Annotated in this window: 19 protein-coding genes; 7 read left to right on the top strand and 12 right to left on the bottom strand. The window is 69.3% G+C overall.

All coding sequences use genetic code 11. From position 1 onward, the window contains the following. Positions 1-2 precede the first annotated feature (2 nt). Positions 3-2,312, bottom strand: coding sequence for a cellulose biosynthesis cyclic di-GMP-binding regulatory protein BcsB (bcsB, locus tag HWX25_RS28115; RefSeq protein ID WP_175911710.1), 2,310 nt, complete (start codon positions 2,310-2,312; stop codon positions 3-5). A gap of 504 nt (positions 2,313-2,816) precedes the next feature. Here bcsB and HWX25_RS28120 point away from each other — a divergent pair. Next, positions 2,817-3,839, top strand: coding sequence for a sensor domain-containing diguanylate cyclase (locus HWX25_RS28120; RefSeq protein ID WP_244138803.1), 1,023 nt, complete (start codon positions 2,817-2,819; stop codon positions 3,837-3,839). A 47-nt stretch (positions 3,840-3,886) separates the two neighbouring features. On the opposite strand, the gene HWX25_RS28125 is transcribed toward HWX25_RS28120, so the two are convergent. The 4 genes from HWX25_RS28125 to HWX25_RS28140 form a co-directional block, all read right to left on the bottom strand. Further along, complete coding sequence (locus HWX25_RS28125; RefSeq protein WP_175911712.1) at positions 3,887-4,339, bottom strand: hypothetical protein; 453 nt, start codon at positions 4,337-4,339, stop codon at positions 3,887-3,889. Then, the gene (locus HWX25_RS28130) at positions 4,339-5,748 is read right to left on the bottom strand and encodes a phosphatase PAP2/dual specificity phosphatase family protein (RefSeq protein WP_175911713.1); all 1,410 of its coding nucleotides are present in this window, start codon (positions 5,746-5,748) and stop codon (positions 4,339-4,341) included. Before HWX25_RS28130 ends, HWX25_RS28125 begins: the two co-directional genes overlap by 1 nt. After that, complete coding sequence (locus tag HWX25_RS28135; protein WP_175911714.1) at positions 5,745-7,514, bottom strand: bifunctional alpha/beta hydrolase/class I SAM-dependent methyltransferase; 1,770 nt, start codon at positions 7,512-7,514, stop codon at positions 5,745-5,747. The genes HWX25_RS28130 and HWX25_RS28135 overlap by 4 nt, the downstream gene beginning before the upstream one ends. Positions 7,515-7,582: 68 nt before the next feature. Further along, positions 7,583-8,188 carry a CDP-alcohol phosphatidyltransferase family protein gene (locus tag HWX25_RS28140; protein WP_175911715.1) on the bottom strand — a complete coding sequence of 202 codons (606 nt, stop codon included), beginning with the start codon at positions 8,186-8,188 and terminating at the stop codon, positions 7,583-7,585. 83 nt (positions 8,189-8,271) lie between these two features. Here HWX25_RS28140 and HWX25_RS28145 point away from each other — a divergent pair, with 83 nt between their 5' ends. The 3 genes from HWX25_RS28145 to HWX25_RS28155 all read left to right on the top strand — a co-directional run bounded on the left by HWX25_RS28145 (position 8,272) and on the right by HWX25_RS28155 (position 10,239). Beyond that, positions 8,272-8,409: a hypothetical protein gene (locus HWX25_RS28145; protein ID WP_159085658.1), complete on the top strand. Its 138-nt coding sequence runs from the start codon at positions 8,272-8,274 to the stop codon at positions 8,407-8,409. Between the two features lie 231 nt (positions 8,410-8,640). Next, a complete protein-coding gene (locus HWX25_RS28150) occupies positions 8,641-9,273 on the top strand; it encodes a lysophospholipid acyltransferase family protein (RefSeq protein ID WP_059523822.1) in 633 nt (210 codons plus the stop codon). Between the two features lie 36 nt (positions 9,274-9,309). Continuing rightward, positions 9,310-10,239: a phosphatidate cytidylyltransferase gene (locus HWX25_RS28155; RefSeq protein WP_059523347.1), complete on the top strand. Its 930-nt coding sequence runs from the start codon at positions 9,310-9,312 to the stop codon at positions 10,237-10,239. A 203-nt stretch (positions 10,240-10,442) separates the two neighbouring features. On the opposite strand, the gene HWX25_RS28160 is transcribed toward HWX25_RS28155, so the two are convergent. The 4 genes from HWX25_RS28160 to HWX25_RS28175 form a co-directional block, all read right to left on the bottom strand. Further along, complete coding sequence (locus HWX25_RS28160; RefSeq protein WP_175911716.1) at positions 10,443-12,272, bottom strand: methyl-accepting chemotaxis protein; 1,830 nt, start codon at positions 12,270-12,272, stop codon at positions 10,443-10,445. 310 nt (positions 12,273-12,582) lie between these two features. Beyond that, complete coding sequence (locus tag HWX25_RS28165) at positions 12,583-12,894, bottom strand: hypothetical protein (protein ID WP_059700641.1); 312 nt, start codon at positions 12,892-12,894, stop codon at positions 12,583-12,585. Continuing rightward, positions 12,894-14,255, bottom strand: coding sequence for an acyclic terpene utilization AtuA family protein (locus tag HWX25_RS28170; RefSeq protein ID WP_175911717.1), 1,362 nt, complete (start codon positions 14,253-14,255; stop codon positions 12,894-12,896). The genes HWX25_RS28165 and HWX25_RS28170 overlap by 1 nt, the downstream gene beginning before the upstream one ends. A gap of 38 nt (positions 14,256-14,293) precedes the next feature. Further along, positions 14,294-15,592: a citrate:proton symporter gene (locus HWX25_RS28175; RefSeq protein WP_175911718.1), complete on the bottom strand. Its 1,299-nt coding sequence runs from the start codon at positions 15,590-15,592 to the stop codon at positions 14,294-14,296. A 97-nt stretch (positions 15,593-15,689) separates the two neighbouring features. Here HWX25_RS28175 and HWX25_RS28180 point away from each other — a divergent pair, with 97 nt between their 5' ends. After that, positions 15,690-16,586, top strand: a complete 897-nt coding sequence (locus tag HWX25_RS28180) for a LysR family transcriptional regulator (RefSeq protein WP_175911719.1) — start codon at positions 15,690-15,692, stop codon at positions 16,584-16,586. Between the two features lie 40 nt (positions 16,587-16,626). Here the strand turns inward: HWX25_RS28180 and HWX25_RS28185 are convergent, their stop codons facing one another. Then, the gene (locus HWX25_RS28185; protein WP_059691203.1) at positions 16,627-17,220 is read right to left on the bottom strand and encodes a flavin reductase family protein; all 594 of its coding nucleotides are present in this window, start codon (positions 17,218-17,220) and stop codon (positions 16,627-16,629) included. Positions 17,221-17,638: 418 nt separating this feature from the next. Between HWX25_RS28185 and HWX25_RS28190 the strand changes: the two genes are divergently transcribed. Beyond that, positions 17,639-18,799 carry a porin gene (locus HWX25_RS28190; protein ID WP_175911720.1) on the top strand — a complete coding sequence of 387 codons (1,161 nt, stop codon included), beginning with the start codon at positions 17,639-17,641 and terminating at the stop codon, positions 18,797-18,799. A 421-nt stretch (positions 18,800-19,220) separates the two neighbouring features. After that, positions 19,221-20,456: a transglycosylase SLT domain-containing protein gene (locus HWX25_RS28195; RefSeq protein WP_175911722.1), complete on the top strand. Its 1,236-nt coding sequence runs from the start codon at positions 19,221-19,223 to the stop codon at positions 20,454-20,456. A 21-nt stretch (positions 20,457-20,477) separates the two neighbouring features. Here the strand turns inward: HWX25_RS28195 and HWX25_RS28200 are convergent, their stop codons facing one another. After that, positions 20,478-20,813 (bottom strand): hypothetical protein, encoded by a 336-nt coding sequence (locus HWX25_RS28200; protein WP_059523359.1) that lies wholly within the window; start codon positions 20,811-20,813, stop codon positions 20,478-20,480. Positions 20,814-21,091: 278 nt separating this feature from the next. Beyond that, positions 21,092-21,838 carry a MipA/OmpV family protein gene (locus HWX25_RS28205; protein WP_175911724.1) on the bottom strand — a complete coding sequence of 249 codons (747 nt, stop codon included), beginning with the start codon at positions 21,836-21,838 and terminating at the stop codon, positions 21,092-21,094. Positions 21,839-21,870: the final 32 nt, after the last annotated feature.

The raw sequence follows: 21,870 nt of genomic DNA on the forward strand, positions 1-21,870 counted from the left end.
CGTTACATCCCCCGTCGGCGCGCGGCGATTCTCTGCAGCACGCTGAACACGCCGAGCGCGAGCAACAGCCCCGCGACGACGCCGACCACGCCGAGCACCACCGGGTGCCGCGCCGCTTGCGTCCAGACGCGCGCGTACCACGGCACGAAGCCGACCACGTACGGCTCACCGACGCGCAGGCTGTCGACCTGCCCCGGCCGCACCAGCGCGAGGTCACCCTGCAACTGCGACACGAGGCCCGGCTTCTCGAACACGTCGAGCAGATCGGCCAGACGCGCCTGGTCGGTCGCCGTCAGCGCCACGACGCTGCGGCCATGGCTGCCCGGCAGCTCGAACCCGGCCAGCGCCGCGAGCGAGCCCGTCTGTTCGATATGTGCGCCGCCGTCGGCCATGCCGACGCCGTTGCGCCAGCGTTCCTTCACCGAGAACGCGACACGCGTCGCGCCCGTGCCGGCCTGCTGGTCGATCGACAGCGGCAACGCCGCGCGCCAGTGCGACAGCAGCGGCGACGCGGGCGAGCCGTCGATCACGAGCAGGTCCTTGCGGCCCGCGAGCGCGGCGACGTCGCCGGGCCGCGCGACCTGCACGCGCAGCGCCGGGAAGCCGGTCCACTGCCCCATGTGGCCGAGCATCGTCAGGTAGGCTTCCAGCTCCTGCGGCGACGGCCGGTCCGGCATCACGACCGCCGTCTGCGACAGGTCGGCGAAGCGCGTGAACGGGAAACCGCTGTTCGCGAAGAACGCGAGGTTCGGCAATTGCGCGTAATGGACGAAGTGCGAGAAGTCGATCGTCGAATCCGGATCGATCGCCGCGCGCTGCGGCTCGGTCGCGGTGCTCGAGCAGAGCCCCGTCTTCTGCGAATCGAGCGTGAAGCGGAACTGCAGCTGGTTGCCGCTGCCGACGCGGAACGCCGGGATGTCGACATCGCTCGTCACGCGCCCTTCCGGCACCGACAGCAGCGGCAGCTGCATGCGCCCACGCGCGTCTTCCGCATGGGCCGGCCCGAGCCGGTACGACTTCACGAGCTGTTCGTTGATCTCGACGGCGAGCGTCGAGTTGTCCTGCACGGTCGGCGCGGTGTAACGATAGCGCAGCGTGATCGGCACGCCCGAGCCGTTCCACGAATGCAGATCGGCCGGCACGCGCAGGTTCAGCCGGATCGCGTCGGGCGACGTGCCGCGCACTTCGAGTTCGCGCGGGTCCGACACCAATTCGCGGAACGTGATCGGCCGGTTCACCGGCAGCCAGCGCGGTGCGTCGTACGGCTTGCGCGGCGCGCCGAGATCCACGTGCGCGACCGTCGCCGCCGGGCCCGACAGCGCCGCGCGGCCGAGCACAAGCGCCGCGACCGCGTCGTCGACCTCGGCGGCCGTGCGGCCCGTCACGATCAGCAGCTTGCGGCCCGGCGCGGCCGGGTTGTCGGCGACGGCGAGCAGCGGGCCGTTGACCGATGGCAGCGCGAGGCCGGCCGGCAAGGTCGCGGCCGTGCCGACCACCACCGCCTGGTCGTCGGCCGGGAGCGTCGCTGCAACCGGGAAGCGCGCCTGCCGGTAGTCGGCCTGCGCGCCGAACCACGACGCGAGCACGCCGGCGCTGCGCAGCGTCGCCGAGTCGGGTGATGCCGGCAGCACGAACGGCAGCCGCAGGAGCCCGTTGTCGCGCCGGTCGAAGAACGGCGCGGGCAGCAGCGCGAGATCGTTCGGCAGGCGCACCGGCGACTCGTCGAGGATCAGTTCGCTCGTCGGGCTCACGTCGGCCCACAGCGCCGAGCTCGACGGGTCCTCGCAGTGGTCGAGCGAGTAATGCGCGATCAGGCGCAGGCCGATCTGGTTGAAATCGGAGAAGTAGCGGGGATCGATCGGGATGTCCTGCGTGACCGTACGGCCCGCGCGGGTCGCGTCGAACGGGACGGTCGCGACCACCTCGCCGTTCATCGACACCTTCAGGTGCGACATCGGGAAGACCAGCGACGGCGAATACGCGTAGGTCAGGCGCAGCCGCGCGCCGGTGACCACGCGGTCGAGCCGCACGCCCGCATTGATCGTGCGCGCGTCGTCGGCGCCGCGCAGGTGGACCGGATCGAACGCGCCGAGCGACGCGAACGGCAGGTGCACGGTCGTCGCGGGCTGGCCGGCGGACGCCATGCTGGCGGCGCTCGGCACGGCCGCGCCGCTGGCGGTCGCCGTCACGGCCGGACTGCCGGCAGACGCCGAAGCGGCCGCAGCCGGCATCGGCGCGGCCGACAGCGCGGCCGCATGGAACGCGCCGAACGTGGCGAGCGACAGGACGAACAGCGACGCGGCCGGCTTCATGCGCGGCCCCGCTTCGTCAAGATCGCCCGGTCATCAAGCGCGCCGCAACCGACGCGCGCAAAGCAGCTATGCCCGTGAGTGCACATCCCCACTGCTTCCCCTCAAAGTCTGGCCTGAATGCATTTATCGAAACGACGCGGCGAATCATTTTGCTGCCGATTCGTCGGACAGCGCGCACCGGGCACCGGCGCTCGCACATTCGTCACACTATCTCAAAATCAAGACAAAACTCACCCTGATTCGTGCTGACGAAGCGAAAAACAACTCAATCCGGTCGGAAATGCTGCGCGTCGCGATGGAATGGCAAGAGTTACACCGTTGCCGCCGGCCAGACCGACCGGCATACTGCCGGCGCTGCCGAACCGGCGGTCCGGCGCCCCGGGAAACCGGCCGGATGCCGGCGGCGGCCCGTTGCGGGCCGCCCGGAACGCGCTGCCGCGTGAGCGGCGCGTATGCTACCGCAAGCCCGGGCCGCGTGCTGAGCTTTCTTCATGGAAAACTGACTTGGATCAAATCGTCGACACCGCTACCCCGTCCTCAGACACGCTGCTGCGCATCATCGCCGCGCAAACCGAGATCGCGAAACTCGGTCTCGACCTCGGCAGCGTGATGGCTTACGTGACCGAGCAGGTGCCGCAGCTCACGGGCGCGAGCGGCGCGGCGGTCGAATTCGCCGAAGGCGACGACATGGTGTACCGCGCCGCGTCGGGCTCCGCCGCCGGGATGCTCGGGCTGCGGCTGCGCCGCTCGGGCAGCCTGTCCGGCCTGTGCGTGACGCGCGGCGAGCTGCTGCACTGCAAGGATTCGGAATCCGACCCGCGCGTCGACCGCGATGCGTGCCGCCGGGTCGGGCTGCGCTCGATGCTGGTGATGCCGCTCACCCACGCGGACACGACGGTCGGCGTGCTGAAGGTGATGTCGCCGGACATCGACGGTTTTTCGGCCGCCGATGCCGGGACGCTGCGGCTCACGGCCGACCTGATCGCCGCCGCGATGTTCCACGCGGCGCGCAACGAGGCCAACGAGTTGTACCTGCGCGCGACGCACGACGCGCTCACCGGCCTGCCGAACCGCGCGCTGTTCTACGACCGCCTGCGCCAGTCGATGCATACGGCGCTGCGCGCGAACGGCCGGCTCGGCATCCTCAACATCGACATGGACGGGCTCAAGCCGATCAACGACGGCTACGGCCACCGCGCGGGCGACGCCGCGCTGCGCGAGATCGCCGTGCGGATGCAGCGCGCCGTGCGGCGCTCGGATACGGTCGCGCGCGTGGGCGGCGACGAGTTCGCGGTGATCCTGCCGAACATCGGCAGCCGCGACGACGTCAATGCGCAACGCGCACGGCTCGCTCGGCAGGTCGGCGAGCCGTTCGAATTCGAGGGACATCCGCTGCGGCTCGGCGTCAGTGTCGGCGTCGCGATGCTGCCTGACGACGGCACCGACATGAACGCGCTGATCGAGCATGCGGACCAGGCGATGTACGAGGTGAAGCGCACGCGGACGCAGCGGGCGGCGCACGCGTAACCCGCTTGACCGGCCCGGGCCGCGGCCGTCCGGCCGGTCACGGATGGTTAGCCGACCCGCGCCACTGCGATCGCCAAACCGACCACGATCCACTGCACGATCGCGACCAGCACACCGGCACGGCACAACCCGACCGCACCGCGCACACGCGCGTCGAGCGCGCGTCCGGCCTTGCCTGCGTCGATCCAGCCGAGGTCGGCAAGCGCGCGATCGAGCGCGGCCAGCCCGTCGTCGGCCGACGCATCGCCCGATGCCGTGCGCGCGAGCGCGGCGAACAGCCGCCGGTCGATCTCGATGCGCACGGCGTACCACAGCGCGGCAATCCCCGACCCGGTGCTGATCACGGCCAGCAGCACACGCGCGATCGTCGCCGGCGGCCAGCCCGCCGCAATCCACCAGCCCGCGCCGGCCGCGGCCAGCGCGGCCGCGATCGCCCACGCGCCGGCGTCGAGCGCCCCGCGCGCGGCGGCGATCCTGAACGGTGCGGACGGGTCGCGCATCACGCCGCTCCCGTCACGCGGCGGCGGTCGATCCAGTCCTGCAGCACGGCCACGCCGTCGTCCGACCATACCGCGCGCGGCCGCATCGCCCGTACCGCGGCAAGCGCGTCGCGCGCGTCGCCGATCCCCCGCCGCGCGGCGAGCCAGGCAGCCGCGCACAGCACGCTGCGCCCGTAGCCGAGCGCACAGCAGATCAGCACGTCGCGCCCGTCGGCGTGCAGGCGTTCGAGCGCCGCAACGGCCGCCGCGAGCTGCGCCGCGGTGGGCGCGACGAGGTCGAGCTGCGGCACCGACGCATACGCGAGCGACGCGTCGGCCGCGGCCCAGCGCGGCATCTCGGCCGTCAGGTCGACGAGCGCGGTGAAGCCGTGGCGTCGCAGGTCGCGCGTGATCGGTGTGCGGCCGATCGACACGCGCTCGTCGATCCGCGCCGGCGCCGGATGCCGGAACGTCCACACCCGCGAGTTGACGAACGCGCCGGCGATCGTCGGTGCGAGCAGCCAGCGGATGAACATCGGGAAACGGCCCGCGTCGTCCTTCTGGAACGCACCGGGCGCGCCGCGCCGGTAGATCCACGCGACGCACGCGAGCGCCAGCGCGGCCCACCCGGCCGCCAACGCCCAGCCCGGCGCGCGCGACACGCAGCCAAGCGCCACCAGCGCGACCAGCGCCGCGCCGAGCGCATAGCGGCGGGCGAGCGCGCGGCCACCGGCGGACGGCGAACCGGTCGCGCCCGGCAGTCGCCCCGCGGCGTCACGCAACGGAAACAGGAACAGCGCCAGACAGCCGACGGCCGCACCGGTCGGCACGTCGATCGCGTGATGCTGGTAGGTCGTCAGCACCGACACGCCGATCGCCGCGAACCACGGATGCAGCACGAACCGAGCGACCGTGCCGCGCAACTGCTTCGCATAGACGGCCCACAGCACGACGAGCAGGCCGATGTGCAGCGACGGCGCCTGGTTGAACGGCTTGTCGAACCCCATCAGCAGCGTGAACAGCGCGCCGGCCACGCCGCCCGCGTCGGGCCGCTCGAAGCCGAAGCGCAGCGGCCACGCGACGAAGCACGCGACCGACACCAGTTGCACGGTCAACAGCCGCTTCACGTGATCGAGCAGATCGTCACGGCGGGTCCAGAAGAAGAACGACAGCGCGTACAGCAGGTCGATCGACCAATACGGCACGATGGTCCACGGCACGAACGGAATCGCATGTTCCCAGCCGAACGCGAAGGTCGGCACCACGGCGCGGCGCGCGGCGAGCCAGTTCGCGAAGCCGTACGAGGAAAAGAACACCGCGCCCATCGCCGCGAGCCAGCCGACGCGCAGCGCGAACGACGCGTCGCGCGCGCCGGCCGCCGACTCGGCGAGACTGTCGCCCGCGCCCGCGCCGCCGCCGAGCGCGCTCATGACGCGTCGACCCGCTGCGCGAGGCTGACCGTGAAGATGCCCATCTCGTCGATGCGCTGGTCGAGCTTGCGAAAGCCCGCGCGCGCGACGAGCTCGTCCATCTCGGCCTGCGAGCGGCGGCGCATCACCCAGGTCGCGTCGCCGCGATGATTGTTCAGCGCGCGTGCGATGAATTCGAGCTGCGGATGCCACGGCTGCCCGGTATAGACGAGATAGCCGCCGGGCGGCACCGCCTGCGCAAGCCCGCGCAGCGAACGTTCGATCAGCGCGTTCTCGCCGAACAGTTCATACAGCCCCGACACGATCGCCAGCGTCGGACGCGGCTCGAGCGTCGCGAGCGACGCCTCGTCGAACGCGTCGCCGCGCTCGAAGCGCGCGATCGGCTCGAGACCGCGCTGCGCGATCAGCACACGCCCGGCCTCGACGTTCGGCGGGCTGTAGTCGCGCAGCGTGATGTCGTCGGGCGCCGCGCCGTCGCGTTCGGCGGCCGTCGCGATCGCGTCGAGCACATAGCGGCCATGCCCGGCCGCGATGTCGACGATCCGCACCGGTTCGCCGTGGCCGCGCAGCCGGCCGATCGCCGCACCGATCAGTTCCTGCAGATGCACCTTCCGCTGACGGATGCCGACCCAACCCGGCGAATCGAGATAGGTGCGGTCGATCAGCGCGCCGACGCCGAGCCGGCCCTGCGCGCGGTTGCGGTAGACGTAATCGAGCGTCGAACCCGAATCGAAGCCGAGCCGCAGCCCGAGCGCGATGCCGTCCGACAGCGCGCCGCCGGCCTTCAGACCCGCCCGCGTGATCGCCCAGTACGTCCGTGCGAACGGGTTCGCGGGCGGGCGGCCGAGCGCCGCGTATTCGTCGTGGAATGCGCCGCGCCGGTCGGCGTCGGCCAGCGACACGCGCGGGCTCGGCGTATCGAACTCGCGCAGCACGAACGCGCGCAGCGGTGCGAGCGCCTGCGCGCGGTCGCGCTCGCCGAGCGTGTCGTGATAGAAGCCGGGCAGCACGATGCGCTCCTTGCGCGCGGCGCCGAGCCGCTCGAAGAAGCGGTCCTGCGGGCCGCGATGCACGACCCAGTCGGCGCCCGAGATCAACAGTTGCGTCGGCACGGTGATCGCGGCCGCATCGGCGACGATCCGCTTCGCGGTGTCGTGCAGGTCGAGCAGCATGTTCACGGCGATCGGCCGCGTGATCAGCGGATCGGCCGCATAGCTGGCGATCCGTTCGGGATCGTGCGTGAGGAATTTCGGTTTCACGTAGCTGTTCACGTAGAACAGCCCGCGCAGCTTGTGCATCAGCCGCAGCCCCGGCCGCGCGAACGGTACGTAAAGCTTGATGTGGAACGCCGGCGACGCGACCACGAGGCAGCGGATCGGCGGCGCGTAGTCGTGTACCCAGGTGGCGGCGAGCACCGCGCCGACGCTCTGGCCGACCACGGCCGTGTCCTCGATCGCGATGCCGTGCGTGTCGCGGATATGCTCGACGAAGGTTTGCAAGTCGCGCACCGACGCGGCCGCGCTCGGGCTGAAGCCGCGCGCGCCGGGCGAGCGGCCGTGGCCGCGCGCATCCCACGCGAAGAACGCGAAGTCCGGCAGGTCGAGTTCGTCGACGAGGTGCGCGACACGCGCCGAATGTTCGTGGCCGCGATGCAGCAGCACGATCGCGCCGCGGCAGCGCGGGCCCGTCGCGGGCCAGTGGCGATAGAACAGCGTTTCGCCGTCGTGCGTGATGAAGTCGGCCTCGCGGGCCGTGCGTGCGTTCATGCGATCTCTCTCGTTTCGTTATTCGAATCATGCGGCGCCGCCCTCCGGCGCCGGTCCCACTACGGCCGTCAGCCGCCCGCTTCGGCGATCCCGGCCTGCACGCGCCGCACCGCCGTCACGATCGACAGCACGATCAGCACGCGCCACAGCCATGCGGCAACGCTGCCGACCGGCAGACCGAAGCCGATCCACAGCGCGAATGCACCGAGCGCGAACGCACGGTCGCTCTTGCCGAACGGGCCGTCGTAGCGGCGCGTCGCGCCGGCGAGCGGGCCGATCAGCCCCGCGCATTCGACGATGACCGCCGTCAGCGCGAACAGCCAGACGTCCGCCGCGGCGAACGCCGAAATCGCGAGGAACGGCAGCACGAGCGCGACGTCGGACACGACGTCGCCAAGCTCGTTCAGGTACGCGCCGAGCGTGCTCTTCTGCCCGTGCTCGCGGGCGAGCATGCCGTCGATCGCGTTGAGCGCCATCCGCACGAACAGCCAGATCGGAATCAGCAGGAACAGCACGCGGGCGAACACGCCAAGGCCCGCGAGCGCGCCGACGACGATCGAGCCGCCAGCCGCGAACAGCGTGACCTGGTTGGCGGTGACGCCGCGTTCGGCAAGCGAATCCGCGAACGGACGCAGACGATTCTGGAATTTCGGTTTGAGTGCGTAGAGGCTCATCGTTTTATTGGTTCTTCACGTTCGGACACGTTTGCGGCTGCCCCGCCCCGGGCAGCGCACCCGTCGGCTTCGGCTTTCGACAGGTGGTCGTCATCGTCGCCGAGCGGCCCCGACGCGTCAAGCCGCGCCCCGCACCGGCCGCGCCGGGCAATCTGGCGTTTTCGACGGAAACTCGCGATAATCCGCTGGCCCACGAGCGCAGCAATTCATTCGAACTGTGACCGGGCGCTCGTGCAACAGCCGATTATCACGCCGTCGAACGGCGAATTCGCCGCGACGCAACACCCGCCGGCGCATCGTCCGATTATCGCGGCCCTGCGACAGGCAGCCACGAATTTGAAAAAACTTAAACAATGGCCGTCCGGCGCGCATCCTGCCGCGCCGGCATTCCGGGATTCCGCCCGCCGCGCATGCGCGGCCGCGCGGGCATGCATGCAGGAGGCGCCGCGCCGATGAACATCCTGAACGTCTGGCAGCGCGATTTCCTGCTGTCGATCGTGCGGCTCGTCGCCGGTGCGTATCCGGTCTGGCATCAGGCGCCGCCTTCCCCGACGCAGAAGATCTACTTCTCGAACCATACGAGCCACATCGACACGCTCGCGATCCTCGCCGCGCTGCCGCGCGACGTGCGCGCGGTCGTGCGGCCCGTCGCCGCACGCGACTACTGGGACAGCAGCAACGTGAAGCGTCACATCGCGCAGAAGCTGCTGAACGTCGTGCTGATCGACCGCCACCGCGAAAGCGGCGGCGACCCGTTGGACCCGGTGCGCGATGCACTGCGGCAAGGCCACTCGATCATCATCTTTCCGGAAGGCACGCGCGGCGCCGAAGTCTTGCCGCAGCCGTTCAAGAGCGGCCTGTTCCATCTCGCGACCGAGTTTCCGGAGGTCGCGCTCGCGCCGGTCTATCTCGAGAACCTGCAGCGCATCATGCCGAAGGGCGCGATCTGGCCCGTGCCGCTGATCTGCAAGGTGCACTTCGGCGCGAACGATGCGCTCGGTGCCGGCGAAGACAAGCCGACCTTCCTCGCCCGCATGCGCGACGCGATCGTCGCGCTCGCGCCGCCGCAGCGGCCGGCCGGCTGAACGCGGCGCCCTCCTCTCCCTTTTCCGGACCTCTCCATGCGAACTCTCTTCTGGGAACTGGTCGCAGGCGTCACCGGCGTGCTGGTGCTCGCGACCGTGATCGGCGCGATCCTCGGCGCGCGCAGCGGCGGCACCAGCGCGACCATCGTCAACCTGAACCAGCGCATCCGCGCGTGGTGGGCGATGATCGCGATCATGGTCATCGCGATCGGCCTCGGCAACAACGTCACGTATCTGGTGTTCGCGCTGCTGTCGTACCTGACGCTGCGCGAATTCATCACGCTCACGCCGACGACCCCAAGCGACCATACGACGCTCTTCATCGCGTTCTTCATCGCAATTCCGGTGCAGTACCTGCTGCTCGGGATCAACTGGTACGGGATGTATTCGATCTTCGTGCCGGTGCACCTGTTCTTCGCGATGTCGCTGGTGTCGGCGCTCACGCAGGACACGCGCGAATTCCTGAGCCGCAACGCGAAGATCAACTGGGCGCTGATGGTCTGCGTGTACGGGTTGAGCCATGCGCCGGCCGTGCTGATCCTCGACATCCCGCGCTACGCCGGGCAGAACGCGCTGCTGCTGTTCTTCTTCCTGTTCGTCGTGCAGATCAGCGACGTGCTGCAGTACGTGGTCGGCAAGCTGTGCGGGCGCCGCAAGATCGCGCCGCGCCTGTCGCCGTCGAAGACGGTCGAGGGCTTCGTCGGCGGCGGCCTGCTCGCGACACTGTGCGGCGCGTCGCTGTATCGCGTGACGCCGTTCAGCTTCGGCGCGGCATTCGGGATCTCGCTCGCGATCGTGATCGCGGGCTTCGTCGGCGGCCTGGTGCTGTCGGCCGTGAAGCGCTCGCTCGGCACCAAGGACTGGGGCTCGATGATCGCGGGCCACGGCGGGATGCTCGATCGCGTCGACTCGATCTGCTTCGCGGCGCCGGTGTTCTTCCACCTCGTGCGCTACGTGTACGTCTAATACCGGGCGGCGGGACGGCGGGACGCCGTCCGGTCCCGATTACTGCACGCTCGATCTCACGCACAGCGCGGTCAACGACGGCGTGCGGTTCAACGTCGTGCGCGACGATGTGCGCACGACGTGCAAGTCGCTCGGCAGCAAGCGGCGCTTCGCCCGCGAATCGGTCGCGCTGCTCGACCTGACCCGGCCCTGCGCGCGCCGCATCATGCCGGTGCCGTGTCGGCCGTTTGCGGACGCGCGAGCTTGAATTCGCCGACCGTTTGCGCGAGTTGCGCCGCCTGCTCGCGCAACAGCGCCGCGGCCGCGGCGGACTCCTCGACGAGCGCCGCGTTCTGCTGCGTCGAGTGATCGAGTTGCGACACCGCCTGATTCACCTGCGCGAGGCCGGTGCTCTGCTCGTTCGCCGCGACCGACATTTCCGCCATCACGCTCGTGATGCCGCGCACGCCCTCGACGATCTCGTCCATCGTCGCGCCCGCCGTGTGCACGAGCCCCGACCCGCCCTCGATCTTGTCGACGGACGCCTGGATCAGCTGCTTGATTTCCTTGGCGGCCTGCGCGCTGCGTTGCGCGAGCGTGCGCACCTCGCCCGCGACGACCGCGAAGCCGCGCCCGTGCTCGTTCGCGCGCGCCGCCTCGACGGCCGCATTCAACGCGAGAATGTTGGTCTGGAACGCGATGCCGTCGATCACGCCGATGATGTTCGAGATTTCGTTCGAGGCCGCCGTGATCTCACCCATCGTCGCGACCACCTGGCTCACCACCTCGCCGCCGCGCATCGCGACGCCCGACGCCGATTCCGCGAGCCGGCTCACCTGCGTCGCCGCATCGGCCGAGTTGCGCGCCGTGCCGGCAATCTCCTCGAGCGCCGCCGCGGTCTCCTGCAGGCTCGACGCCGCGTGCTCGGTGCGGCTCGACAGGTCCTGGTTGCCCTGTGCGATCTCCGCGCTCGCCACGCTCACCGATTCACTGAACCCGCGAATCTGCAGCAGGATCGCCGAAATCTTTTCCGCAAACACGTTGAACGCGCGCGCGATCTGCGCAGCCTCGTCGTTGCCGTCCGCCCGCAGCCGTTTCGTCAGGTCGCCGCTGCCGCTCGCGACGTCGGTTAGCGCATCGCGCACCAGCAGCACGCGCTTGAATGCCGCATTCGTCAGCGCGCCGACCAGCGCGGCCGCGATACAGGCCACGATGACGATGGCCACGAGCGTCGTCGTCGCGACCGCGCGCATGCCGGCCGTCACGTCCGACCGGTCGAGCGCCATCACGAGCGACCAGTCCGTGCCGGCGATCGGTTGCGCGCGGAGCAGTTTGGTCACGCCGTCCACCGCGATCGCCACCGGCTCGCTCGCACGCTGCAGGCCAGCGAGACGATCGGGTGTCAGTTCCGGCGACAGCTGCACGGCCGGCTTCATGATCAGGTCGGTCTTCACGCCCGCGATGAGGCGCCCGCCGCGGTCGACGAGAAACGCGAAACTCGCCGGCGTCGGGTGCATCGACGCGACGATCGCGCTCGCGCGTTCCATGTAGAGACTCGCCGCCAGCACGCCCTTCAGCGCGCCGCCGCGCATGATCGGCACCGCAAATGCAAAAGCCGGCTTGCCGGTCGATGCGTCCTGGTACAGCGCGGTGACGACGAGCCGGCCGGCCTCGACCGCCTGCTTGTACCACGGACGCGCGGTCGGATCGTAACCGGACGCGAGCGGGATGTTCGAGAACGCCGTGTGGTCCGGCAGGCCGAGCGTCAGCACCTGGAACCCGCCCGACTTGCCGAGCAGCGTCAGGGCCGGCAGCGGATCGCCTTCGCCGATCGGCAGCGTATCCGCAAGCGCCTGGGTCTGCTGGGCGCGGCTCGCGACCCACTCGTCGAGCGCCAGCGCATGGCCGGCGAGGACCGAACGCAGGTTCTGGTCGATGGTTTCGTCGTTGTGTCGCTGGACGACCTCGTATACCAGCCCGCCCGTGACGGCGAGGGCCGTCACGACGATGGCGACGCAGGTTGCCACGATCCGGGCACGAATTGATGACAGCATGATGACGGCGATCTCCGGTTGCGCGTTGTTATCGAACAGTCAAATGAGTACGCAAACGGGTTTAACGACCGGTCGGGAGGCAACTTGAGGTTGGACTGGTCAGACCGCTCAAAAAAAACCGGAAGCCCCCCGGGCAGCAGCCAGGCGGATCGATATCGCCGAGGGCTCAACGCGCCGGCGGGATGGGAGCCATTGCAGGCGAACGCGTCGACCACGCGGATCGCCGTCGCAACCTGCCGATTCCGTGAGCGCGAACGTGACGGCGAGCGAGCGGCCTGGTGGCCGCGCACACCGTCACACCATCACGCCGTCACGCCGGATCGGGCAAGTCGATCGCCAGCAACGCCGAGCTGACCGACTTGCCGTGCGCGTCGAGCGCGAGCGAGCGCGTGACGCCGCCACCGAGCGCATCGCGCAGCACGAAGTTGAACGCGGCCAGCGCCGGCAGCTCGTAGCGCACGACATCGCCGTGCACGATGCCCGCGAGCCATGCCTTCACCGCCGGCGCATCGAGATGCGCGCGCAGGTGTTCGTAGTGACGCGGATCGCGGCAGATGACCGACACGTTCAGCGTATTGCCCTTGTCGCCGGTGCGCGCATGCGCCAGTTCACGCAGTTGCATCATGCCTCCACGAATGAAAACGACGGCGTTACGTCCGTGCGCGGCAACAGCACCGACTGCACCGCGATCACCTCGCGCGTCGCCTTGAATGCGCCGCCGCCGCCGGCCGGGCCGTTCGTATAAAGCGTCTCGACTTCGTTGCCGATCCGCGCGGCCTCGGCGGCGCTCGCCGCCCGGCCGGCCACCCGCACGCGTACTTCGGCCGGCTCGCCGCGCACGGCAGGCGTCGCGTCGCCGTACAGCGAATCCACGCCGATCAGGTCGAAGCGCAGTTCGGTCGCGGCCACGCCGGTCAGCGCGAGCCGCTCGCGGACGATGTCGAGCGCGAGCCGCGCGCGCGCCAGCGCACCCGGCCCACCGTACGAGATCTGCCCTTCGCCGATATGGCCGTCGACGTACGCGACCGACACCTTCAGCGTGTCGGTGCGCGCGCTGCCGCGCCCGCCCGTCACGCGCACGCGGTCCGGCGCCTCCTCCGTGACGGACACGCGCGTGAAATCCGCGACGACGTCGGGCTGCAGGTAGCGCGCCGGGTCGTGAATCTCGTACAGCAGCTGTTCCTTGCAGGTCGCCGCGCTCACGCGGCCGCCCGCGTGCGGCACCTTGGTGATCACGACCGAGCCGTCGGCCGCGACCTCGCCGATCGGGAATCCGAGCCGCGCGAGATTCGGCACGTCCTTGTAGCCGGGGTCGGCGAAATAGCCGCCCGTCACCTGCCCCGCGCATTCGAGCAGATGGCCGACGACCGTCGCGGCCCCGAGCGTGTCCCAGTCGTCCATTCGCCAGCCGAACGCGTGGATCAGCGGCGCGGCGAACAGCGACGGATCGGCGACGCGCCCGGTCAGCACGACGTCCGCGCCGGCCGCGAGCGCGTCGACGATCGGCGCGGCGCCGAGATACGCGTTCGCGGACACGATGCGGTCGCGATACGCGGCGACCTCGTCGCCCGACTCCTCGAAACGGAACGCGCCGCGCAACACGACGTCGAGCACGTCGTCGCCTTCGACCGCCGCAACCTTCAGCCCCGCGAGGCCGAGCGACTGCGCGATCCGCGCGGTGCGCCGCGCGGCCGCGCGCGGGTTCGCCGCGCCCATGTTCGACACGATCCGCACGCCCCTGGCCGCGGCCACCGGCAGCACGGCATGCATGCGCGCGTCGAGCAGCGGATCGTAGCCGAGCGACGGATCCTTGCGCCGCGCCTGCTGCGCGATCGCGATCGTGCGCTCGGCCAGGCATTCGAAGACGAGATAGTCGAGCTGCCCGTGCTCGGCCAGTTCGATCGCGGGCTCGATCCGGTCGCCCGAATAGCCAGCGCCCGCGCCGATGCGTACGCGCCGTTCGTGTGATGGCTTTGCTGTCATGTCGATACCGTGGTCCGGCGCTCGCGCGTCGGGAAAAATCAGAAAACGCCCAGCACGACGCACGCGATCGTCATCACGATCGAGGCGCCGAACAGCAGCGGGAACGTGAATTTCTGGTGCTCGGCCAGCTCGATCCCGCACAGGCCGACGACGAGGAACGTCGCGGGCGTCAGCGGGCTGACCGGAAACCCGGTCGTCATCTGGCCGAGCAGCGCGGCCTGCCCCACGTGCACGGCCGGCACGCCGAGCTGGCCGGCCACTTCCGCGATCACCGGCAGCACGCCGAAGTAGAACGAATCGGGATCGAACAGCATGCTGAGCGGCATCGACGCGAGGCCGAGCGCGACCGGGATGTGGCCGGCCATTGACGGCGGCACGAAGCCGACCGCCGCCTGCGCCATCGCCTTCAGCATCCCGCTGCCCTGCATGATCCCGGTGAACACGCCGGCCGCGAGCAGGATGCCGGCCATCATCAGCGCCGCGCGCGCATGCGCGTCGATGCGCTTCCTCTGCATGTCGACGTCCGGGTAGTTCACCATCAGCGCGACGCACAGGCCCACCATGAACATGATCGCGGGCGGGATCTTCTCGCCCATCACGACCATCGTGCCGAGCACGACGAGCGTCAGCACCAGGTTGAACCAGAACAGATGCGGCCGGCGCAGCGCCTGCTCGTCGGGCGTCAGCTCGCGTGTCGGCAGCGGAATCGACGCATCGTCGCGCGACAGGCCGAGCCGCTTCTCCTCGCGCCGCCCGAGCCAGTACGCGACGCCGAACACGAACACCAGCCCGATCGCCTGCACCGGAATCAGCGGATTGAACAGCGCCGACACCGGCAGGTGCAGCGACGCCGACGCGCGGATCATCGGCCCCGTCCACGGCAGGAAGTTGATCCCCGCCGCCATCGACACGGCGGCGGCCAGCACGCGCCGGTCCATCTTCAGGCGGTCATACAGCGGCAGCACCGCGGGAATCGTCACGAGAAAGCAGACAGCGCCCGAGCCATCGAGATGGATCAGCAGCGCGAGCAGCGTCGTGCCCATCACGATCCGCGTGGGCCGCGTGCCGACCGCGCGCAGGATGCGGTCGATGATCGGGTCGAGCGTGCCGGCATCGGTGATCGTCCCGAAATAGAGGATCGCGAACACGAACATCCCGACCACGGGCGCGAGGCCCTTCAGCCCGTCGATCACGAATTTGCTGGTATGCAGCCCGAAGCCGCCGATGAGCGACGCCGCGATCGGCACGATGATCAGCGCCACGAGCGGCGACATGCGTCTGGACAGAATCGCGGCCAGCAGCACGACGATCGTGCCCAGCCCGAGTAACGGCAGCATCGGTGTCTCCTACCTTGTCTTTTATTGGAGACGAGCGTAAGGTCGGCGCAGCGATAGCACAATTGAAATGATTTGATCGCAGCAATCACGAACCGTTATGGATCTGAACCTTCGCGACATTCGCGCGTTCGTCACCGTCGCGCACGCCGGCAACTTCACGCGCGCCGCCGCGCGGCTGCATCTGTCGCAGCCGGCGCTGACCGTGCAGATCCGGCGGCTCGAGGAAATCGTCGGCGCGCGGCTGTTCGACCGCAACAGCCGCAGCGTCGCGCTCACGCAGACCGGGCGCGAACTGCTGCCGCTGCTGCAGCGCTCGCTCGAAGACATGGAGCGCGTGCTGCGCGATGCGCGTGCGCTCGGCGAAGGCGCGAGCGGCACGGTGCGGCTCGCGTGCCTGCCGACGTTTGCGTCGAGCATGCTGCCGGAACTGATCCAGTCGTTCCGGCGCGACGTGCCGCGCGCGGCTTTCGACATTCGCGACGGCGTCGCGAGCCTCGTCACCGCGCTGGTGCGCAACGAGGAGGCCGATCTCGGGCTGACCGGCGGCGATGCGTTCGACGCGTCGCTGGACGTGCTGTACGCGGGCGCCGACCGGCTCGTCGCCGTGTGCCCGAAGGATCATCCGCTCGCGCGCAAGCGGCGCGTGCGCACCGCGGATGTTGCCGCCGTGCCGCTCGTGCTGACCGCGCAGGGCACGAGCGTGCGCAGCGTCGTCGATGCCGCGCTGGAGGCAGCCGGCTGCACGCCCGACATCGCGTGCGAACCGACTTACATGATGACGGCCGTCGCGATGGTGCGCGGCGGCCTCGGCGTGACGATCCTGCCGGCGACCGCGCGCGAGGTGCGCGCCGAACCCGACCTCGTCGCGAAGCCGATCGACGACCCCGCGTTCGTGCGGCCGATCGCGCTCGTCGCGAAGCGCGGGCGCACGCTGTCGCGCGTTGCGCAGGCGTTCGCCGACGCGATGCTGGCGGAACTGAAAAAGCGCGCGTGAGCCGCGCGCCCTCGACGACGGCCGGCCGCCGGCCGAACGCTTATTGCGGGTCCGGCTGGCCCGGATCGACGTGCAGTGATTCGCCGATCGCATAGAAGTTGCCGCCCGCGATGTAGTGCAGGCTGCGCAGCGCCGGATCGGCCGATTCGAAATACCAGTGGCCGTCGCGGAACACGCGCGTGTCGGACCACGCGCCGACCACCTCGCCGATGAACAGGTCGTAGGTCTGCTGGTTGTGCGGCTCGGGAATCAGCTTGCATGCGAGCCAGCCCGAACAGCCGGCGACGAACGGCAGGTCGTGGCCTTCGACGTCGAACAGCGCGACGCCCGCCTCGCGGAGCTTGTCCGGCCGCTCCGCGAGACTGTGGCTGCCGACCGCATGCGTGAGCTGCAACTGCGCAGCCGTCGGCACCTGGATGACGAAGGTGCCGCTGCGCTCGACGAGCTCGCGCGTCTTGGCCGACTTGTCGAGCACGACCGTCAGCTTCGGCGGCAGGAAGTCGAGCGCGCAGGCCCACGCGGCGGCCATCACGTTGTCAACGCCGTCGTGACGGGCCGACACGAGCACGGTCGGGCCGTGGTTGAGGAGACGGTAGGCTTTCTTCAGCTCCACCGGAGCGATGTGACTGTCCATGCGGGTTCCCTGATGAGCGGCACGACGCGTGCCGGCCGAAGGCCGCATTCTCGCACCCTGAGCCAATCGCCGCAGACGGCGAACGCGAGCGCCCAATAACACACCGGGCCCGCATCGCGCGCTTCAATTCATTAAATAATCAATTGATGAATCGACGACGAATGCGTCGCCATCGAAATTCACCTGAAAATCGTGCGGAATTATCACGAATCCGGCAATACGCCGATCTCTCCATCTTGAAATTCAAATCGATTGATGCACAATTCTCAATAATGTGAATCTCTCAATGGACCTTGCCGCAGCCTGCGCCTGTCTGCTTTAAGTCACATCGGAGAATTTCGTTTTTGCCGTTCGTCGGCGGCTCGGTAGTCTCCTGCCAATCCGGTTCAAGAAAGCAAGTCAATCGCCAGGAGATGAAATGAAACGCACGACCCTCTCGCTGATTTCGCTCGCATCGTTCGCGGCAATGCCCGCCGCGCATGCGCAGTCGAGCGTCACGCTGTATGGCGTGATCGACACGTCGATCACGTACGTGAATCACGCGCAGGGCAAGGACAATGCCTGGATGCTCGGTAACAGCAGCGCGGGCAATCTCGCCGGCAGCCGCTGGGGCGTGAAGGGCACCGAGGATCTCGGTGGCGGGCTGAAGGCGCTGTTCCAGCTCGAGAACGGCTTCGACCCGAGCAGCGGCCGGCAGGGCCAGGGCGGCCGCCTGTTCGGCCGGCAGGCGTTCGTCGGCCTGACGAGCGACCGCTACGGCACGCTCACGTTCGGCCGCCAGTACGATCCGCTCGTCGACCTCGTGCAGGGCATCACCGCCGACAACTATCTCGGCAGCGTGTTCGCGACGCCGGGCGACGTCGACAACTACGACAACAGCTTCCGCGTCGACAACGCGGTGAAGTACACGTCGGCCGTGTATTCGGGCCTGCAGTTCTCGGCGATGTACTCGTTCGGCGGCATCGCCGGCAGCACCGGCGCCGCGCAGTCGTATTCGGCCGCCGTGTCGTACAACAACGGCCCGTTCAGCGTCGCGGGCGGCTATTTCCACGCGACCAACAGCCCCGCGTCGAACGGGCTGCGCAACGGCTGGACCAGCTCGTCGGACGGCACCTTCGACGGCCCGATCAACACCGGCTATGCGAGCGCGCACTCGATCGGCATCGCCCGCATCGCGGGCCAGTACGTCGCCGGCCCGTTCACGTTTGGTCTCGGCTACAGCAACGCGCAGTACCGCCGTGACGCGAGCTCGGTGTTCAACTCGAACGAGCACTACAACACCGGCCAGGGCTTCGTGAACTACCAGGCGACCAATGTGCTGCTCGTCGGCGTCGGCTACAGCTATACGCGCTCGGGCGGCGATACGTCAGCGACCTATCATCAGGTGTCGGCCGGCGCGGACTACAACCTGTCGAAGCGCACCGACGTGTACCTGACCGCCGCGTATCAGCACGCGAGCGGCCGGACGGGTGACGGCAACGGCGGGTCGATGGCCGCGCAGGCATCGATCGGTTCGTACGGCTACGCGGGCACAAGTTCGCAGACGATGGTCAACCTCGGCCTGCGTCACCGCTTCTGATCGACGACGGCCGGCCGCGCGCGGCATGGCGCGGCTGGTCGATCGGTACCGGATTCGGGAATCGGGGATTCATCGACGCGGCGGCTGCGGCCGCCGTCGTCGTTTCCACGGCCCGCGCACCGCCGGATGCACCGCGCGTCATTCCGCTTCGCCGTGCCATTCACGACCGCCTTCGCGGCGCATCTGACGCGCCGCGTCAGTATTGCGATCGCACCCGCCTGCCGGCATGCGGGCGATTGCAGTCTTTTTTACCGATTCCGTCCCGTCGCGCGTCGATGCCGGCGACAACGACAATGCGCTGCACATGCGCCGGCAAATGCAAAGGAAAGTTTGACGCGAGCCATTTGACGGCGCGCTATGGCACACTTCGCGTCTGCGTAATTTCCTTGCACCGGGCGGCCGGATTCCGCCCCATCCTGCCATGCCGCGTCAGACTGCCCGTTCGATGAACCACGCCACGCCGAAGATCGCCGCGACGATCGCGCTGTCGTGCGCGCTGCACGGATTCGCGCGGGCCGACTGCCTCGACGACGCGGCCACGTTCCAGAAGGTAAGTGTGAGCCTGCTGCGCGGCATCGCTCAGGTCGAATCGGGAATGAACCCGAACGCCGTCAACACCAACACGAACGGCACCGTCGACATCGGGCTGATGCAGATCAACAGCACCTGGCTGCCGACGCTCGCGCGCGAAGGCATCTCGCGGGAAAGCCTGTTCGACGCGTGCACCAATGCGTACGTCGGCGCGTGGATCCTGTCGCAGAACATCCGCCAGCTCGGCGCCAACTGGAACGCGATCGGCGCGTACAACTCCGCGTCGCCCGACAAGCGCCTCGCGTATGCGCGCAAGGTCTATGATGCAATCCGGACCATGCCGGATTCGCCGGATACTCCCATGCCCATCCTGCCACCCTCTTTCACGCCGCCGCAGCAGGTGCAGGCGTACAACCCGTTCGCAAGCCTGAGCGTGTCGGCGCCGCCGGCCGCGCGTGCCCGCACGCTCGCGCCGGCCGCCCCGCCGCCGCCGCCGCAAGGCGGGCCCGCCGGCCCGGCCGGCACGTACAACTTCGGCTGGACGGTCACGGGCGCCGACCAGGCCAAGCCGACCCAGGTGTTCGACGACGGCGCGCGAATCTACGTGCAATTCAGCGACATGAAGCACGTGCCGGCGATCTTCACCGAGACGTCGTCGGGCCGCGTGCTGATGTCGTGGGAGCTGCAGTTCCCGTATGCCGTTCTGACGCGTCCCGCGCAAACGTTAATCTTCCAGCTCGGGCCGTTCGAGGCGCGCGCGCAGCGCGGCGCGGCGGGAGCGATCGCGCAGGCAGGCACGGGGACGGCAACGGGCACGCCGCGTTCGGGCGCGGCGGCAACGGCCGCCACGTCGCCGACGGTGAAGCACACCGCCGATGCGTCGGCCAAGCGCACTGCATCGTCCGATGCGCTCTGGTATATCGATACGGCATCGACGTCGGGTTCGGCAGCGACCTCGAGTACGGCAAATACCTCGACGACATCGACCACGTCGCAGACGCCCGCGACCTGGCCCACCGCAGTGACGTCGAACACGCCGCCCCCTGTCGCGACACCTCAGGCGCCGGCCGCGACGAAGCCGGCTGCGCGCGTCAGCACCGACGCGCTCTGGTATCTCTCGAAGTAACGCACGCGCCGGCTCGCCGCGTCACCCGCGCCGCACCCAGATCACCTTGCCGTCGCGAATGCCGAGGTCGCGGCGCTCCTGGCGATAGTCCATCGTGCCCGGCAACGACTGGCCGTCGCGCTCGAGCACGCGCCACAGGCAGCCGTCGAGCAGCGCGGCCGCCTCGGTCTCGGTCTTGCCGATCAGCGCATCGTCCGGTGCGGCGTCGGCCTTGCATGCGTTCACGGCGCCCGACGGAGCCGGGTTCATCACCGCGCCGCCGGCGGTGGCGTTGGGGTGTTTCGTGTTCATGTCCGCACATCCTGCAAAGGTTGCGCTCGCAACGAGTGCCACGAGCATCGCGATCGATTTCTTCATCGGTTCCTCCCTGAAGTGCCCCGGCCGTTCATGCGACGCATGACGTGAGCCGCCGGGCATTGCGTGCGTCATCGACTCCGCGCGCGGCACGAGCCGCATCCCGGCGGATGCGGGCCGGCGAACGGCGGCACTGCGCGACGCGGTCAAGCCACTTCGCCTTACCTGTGTCGCGGGCCCGGCGTCGCGCCGGACCCGCGTGCATGTTACCGCACGCGATCCGCAGCAACCGTGACCGCGGCGCCGGCATCCCGCATGCGCGATGCGGGCCGGCGTCCCGTTCAGAACTTGTACGTCGCGCCGGCCATCCCGTAGTAATTGCTGCGCGTCTGCACGATCGGGCTGTCGCCATAACGCCCGAGCAGGCGCGTGAAGCCGCCGGTCGCACGCACCGACCAGTGCCGCGACACGTCCCAGTTCCACGCGAGCGACAGCGTCGCGCTGTCGACCCCGCCGCTCGTCGAATACGGCCTGAACCCGCTCGCCAGCGACTGCGCGTCGGTCACGCCGTAGAACGTCTGCGTGTAGCGTCCGGTCCCGGCATGCGCGCTGCCCGTCACGACAATCTCGTGCCGCGCGGTCTTGAACACCGGCACCGCGAGGTCAACGTGCCCCGACACGCCGCGCGACGTATGCGTCACCGGGGCGTCGACCGTCACGCTCAGCTCCGCCGCATCGAACAGCGTCAGCCCTGCCCGCACGCCGACGAGCACCGAGCCCGGAATTCGGCCCATCCCCTTCAGGTAATCCGAACCGGGCAGGTCGAAGCGGTTCTCGTCCGTGCGGCCCACGTCATAGCTCACCGCCGCCGACACGAACGCGCCGTGCGGCAGGTCCAGCCGATAGCCGGCGCCCGCGGTGCTGTCGATGAAGAAGCCGTTGCCGAACTTCGCGGAGAAACCCGGCGCGACGATGCCGCGATACTGGTTGCTCCCCTGGTAGCGCGGCGTGAACCCGCCGCCAAGCGAAAGCGAATACTGGTTTTCCGCATGGGCGGCTGCGGCAAGCGTCAGGCCGGCAAGCGGCATGCAATAACGGGAGCGGCGAAGGGTTGGGCGCA

It is taken from the genome of Burkholderia sp. BCC1640 (assembly GCF_902833125.1).
GTDB lineage: Bacteria > Pseudomonadota > Gammaproteobacteria > Burkholderiales > Burkholderiaceae > Burkholderia > Burkholderia diffusa.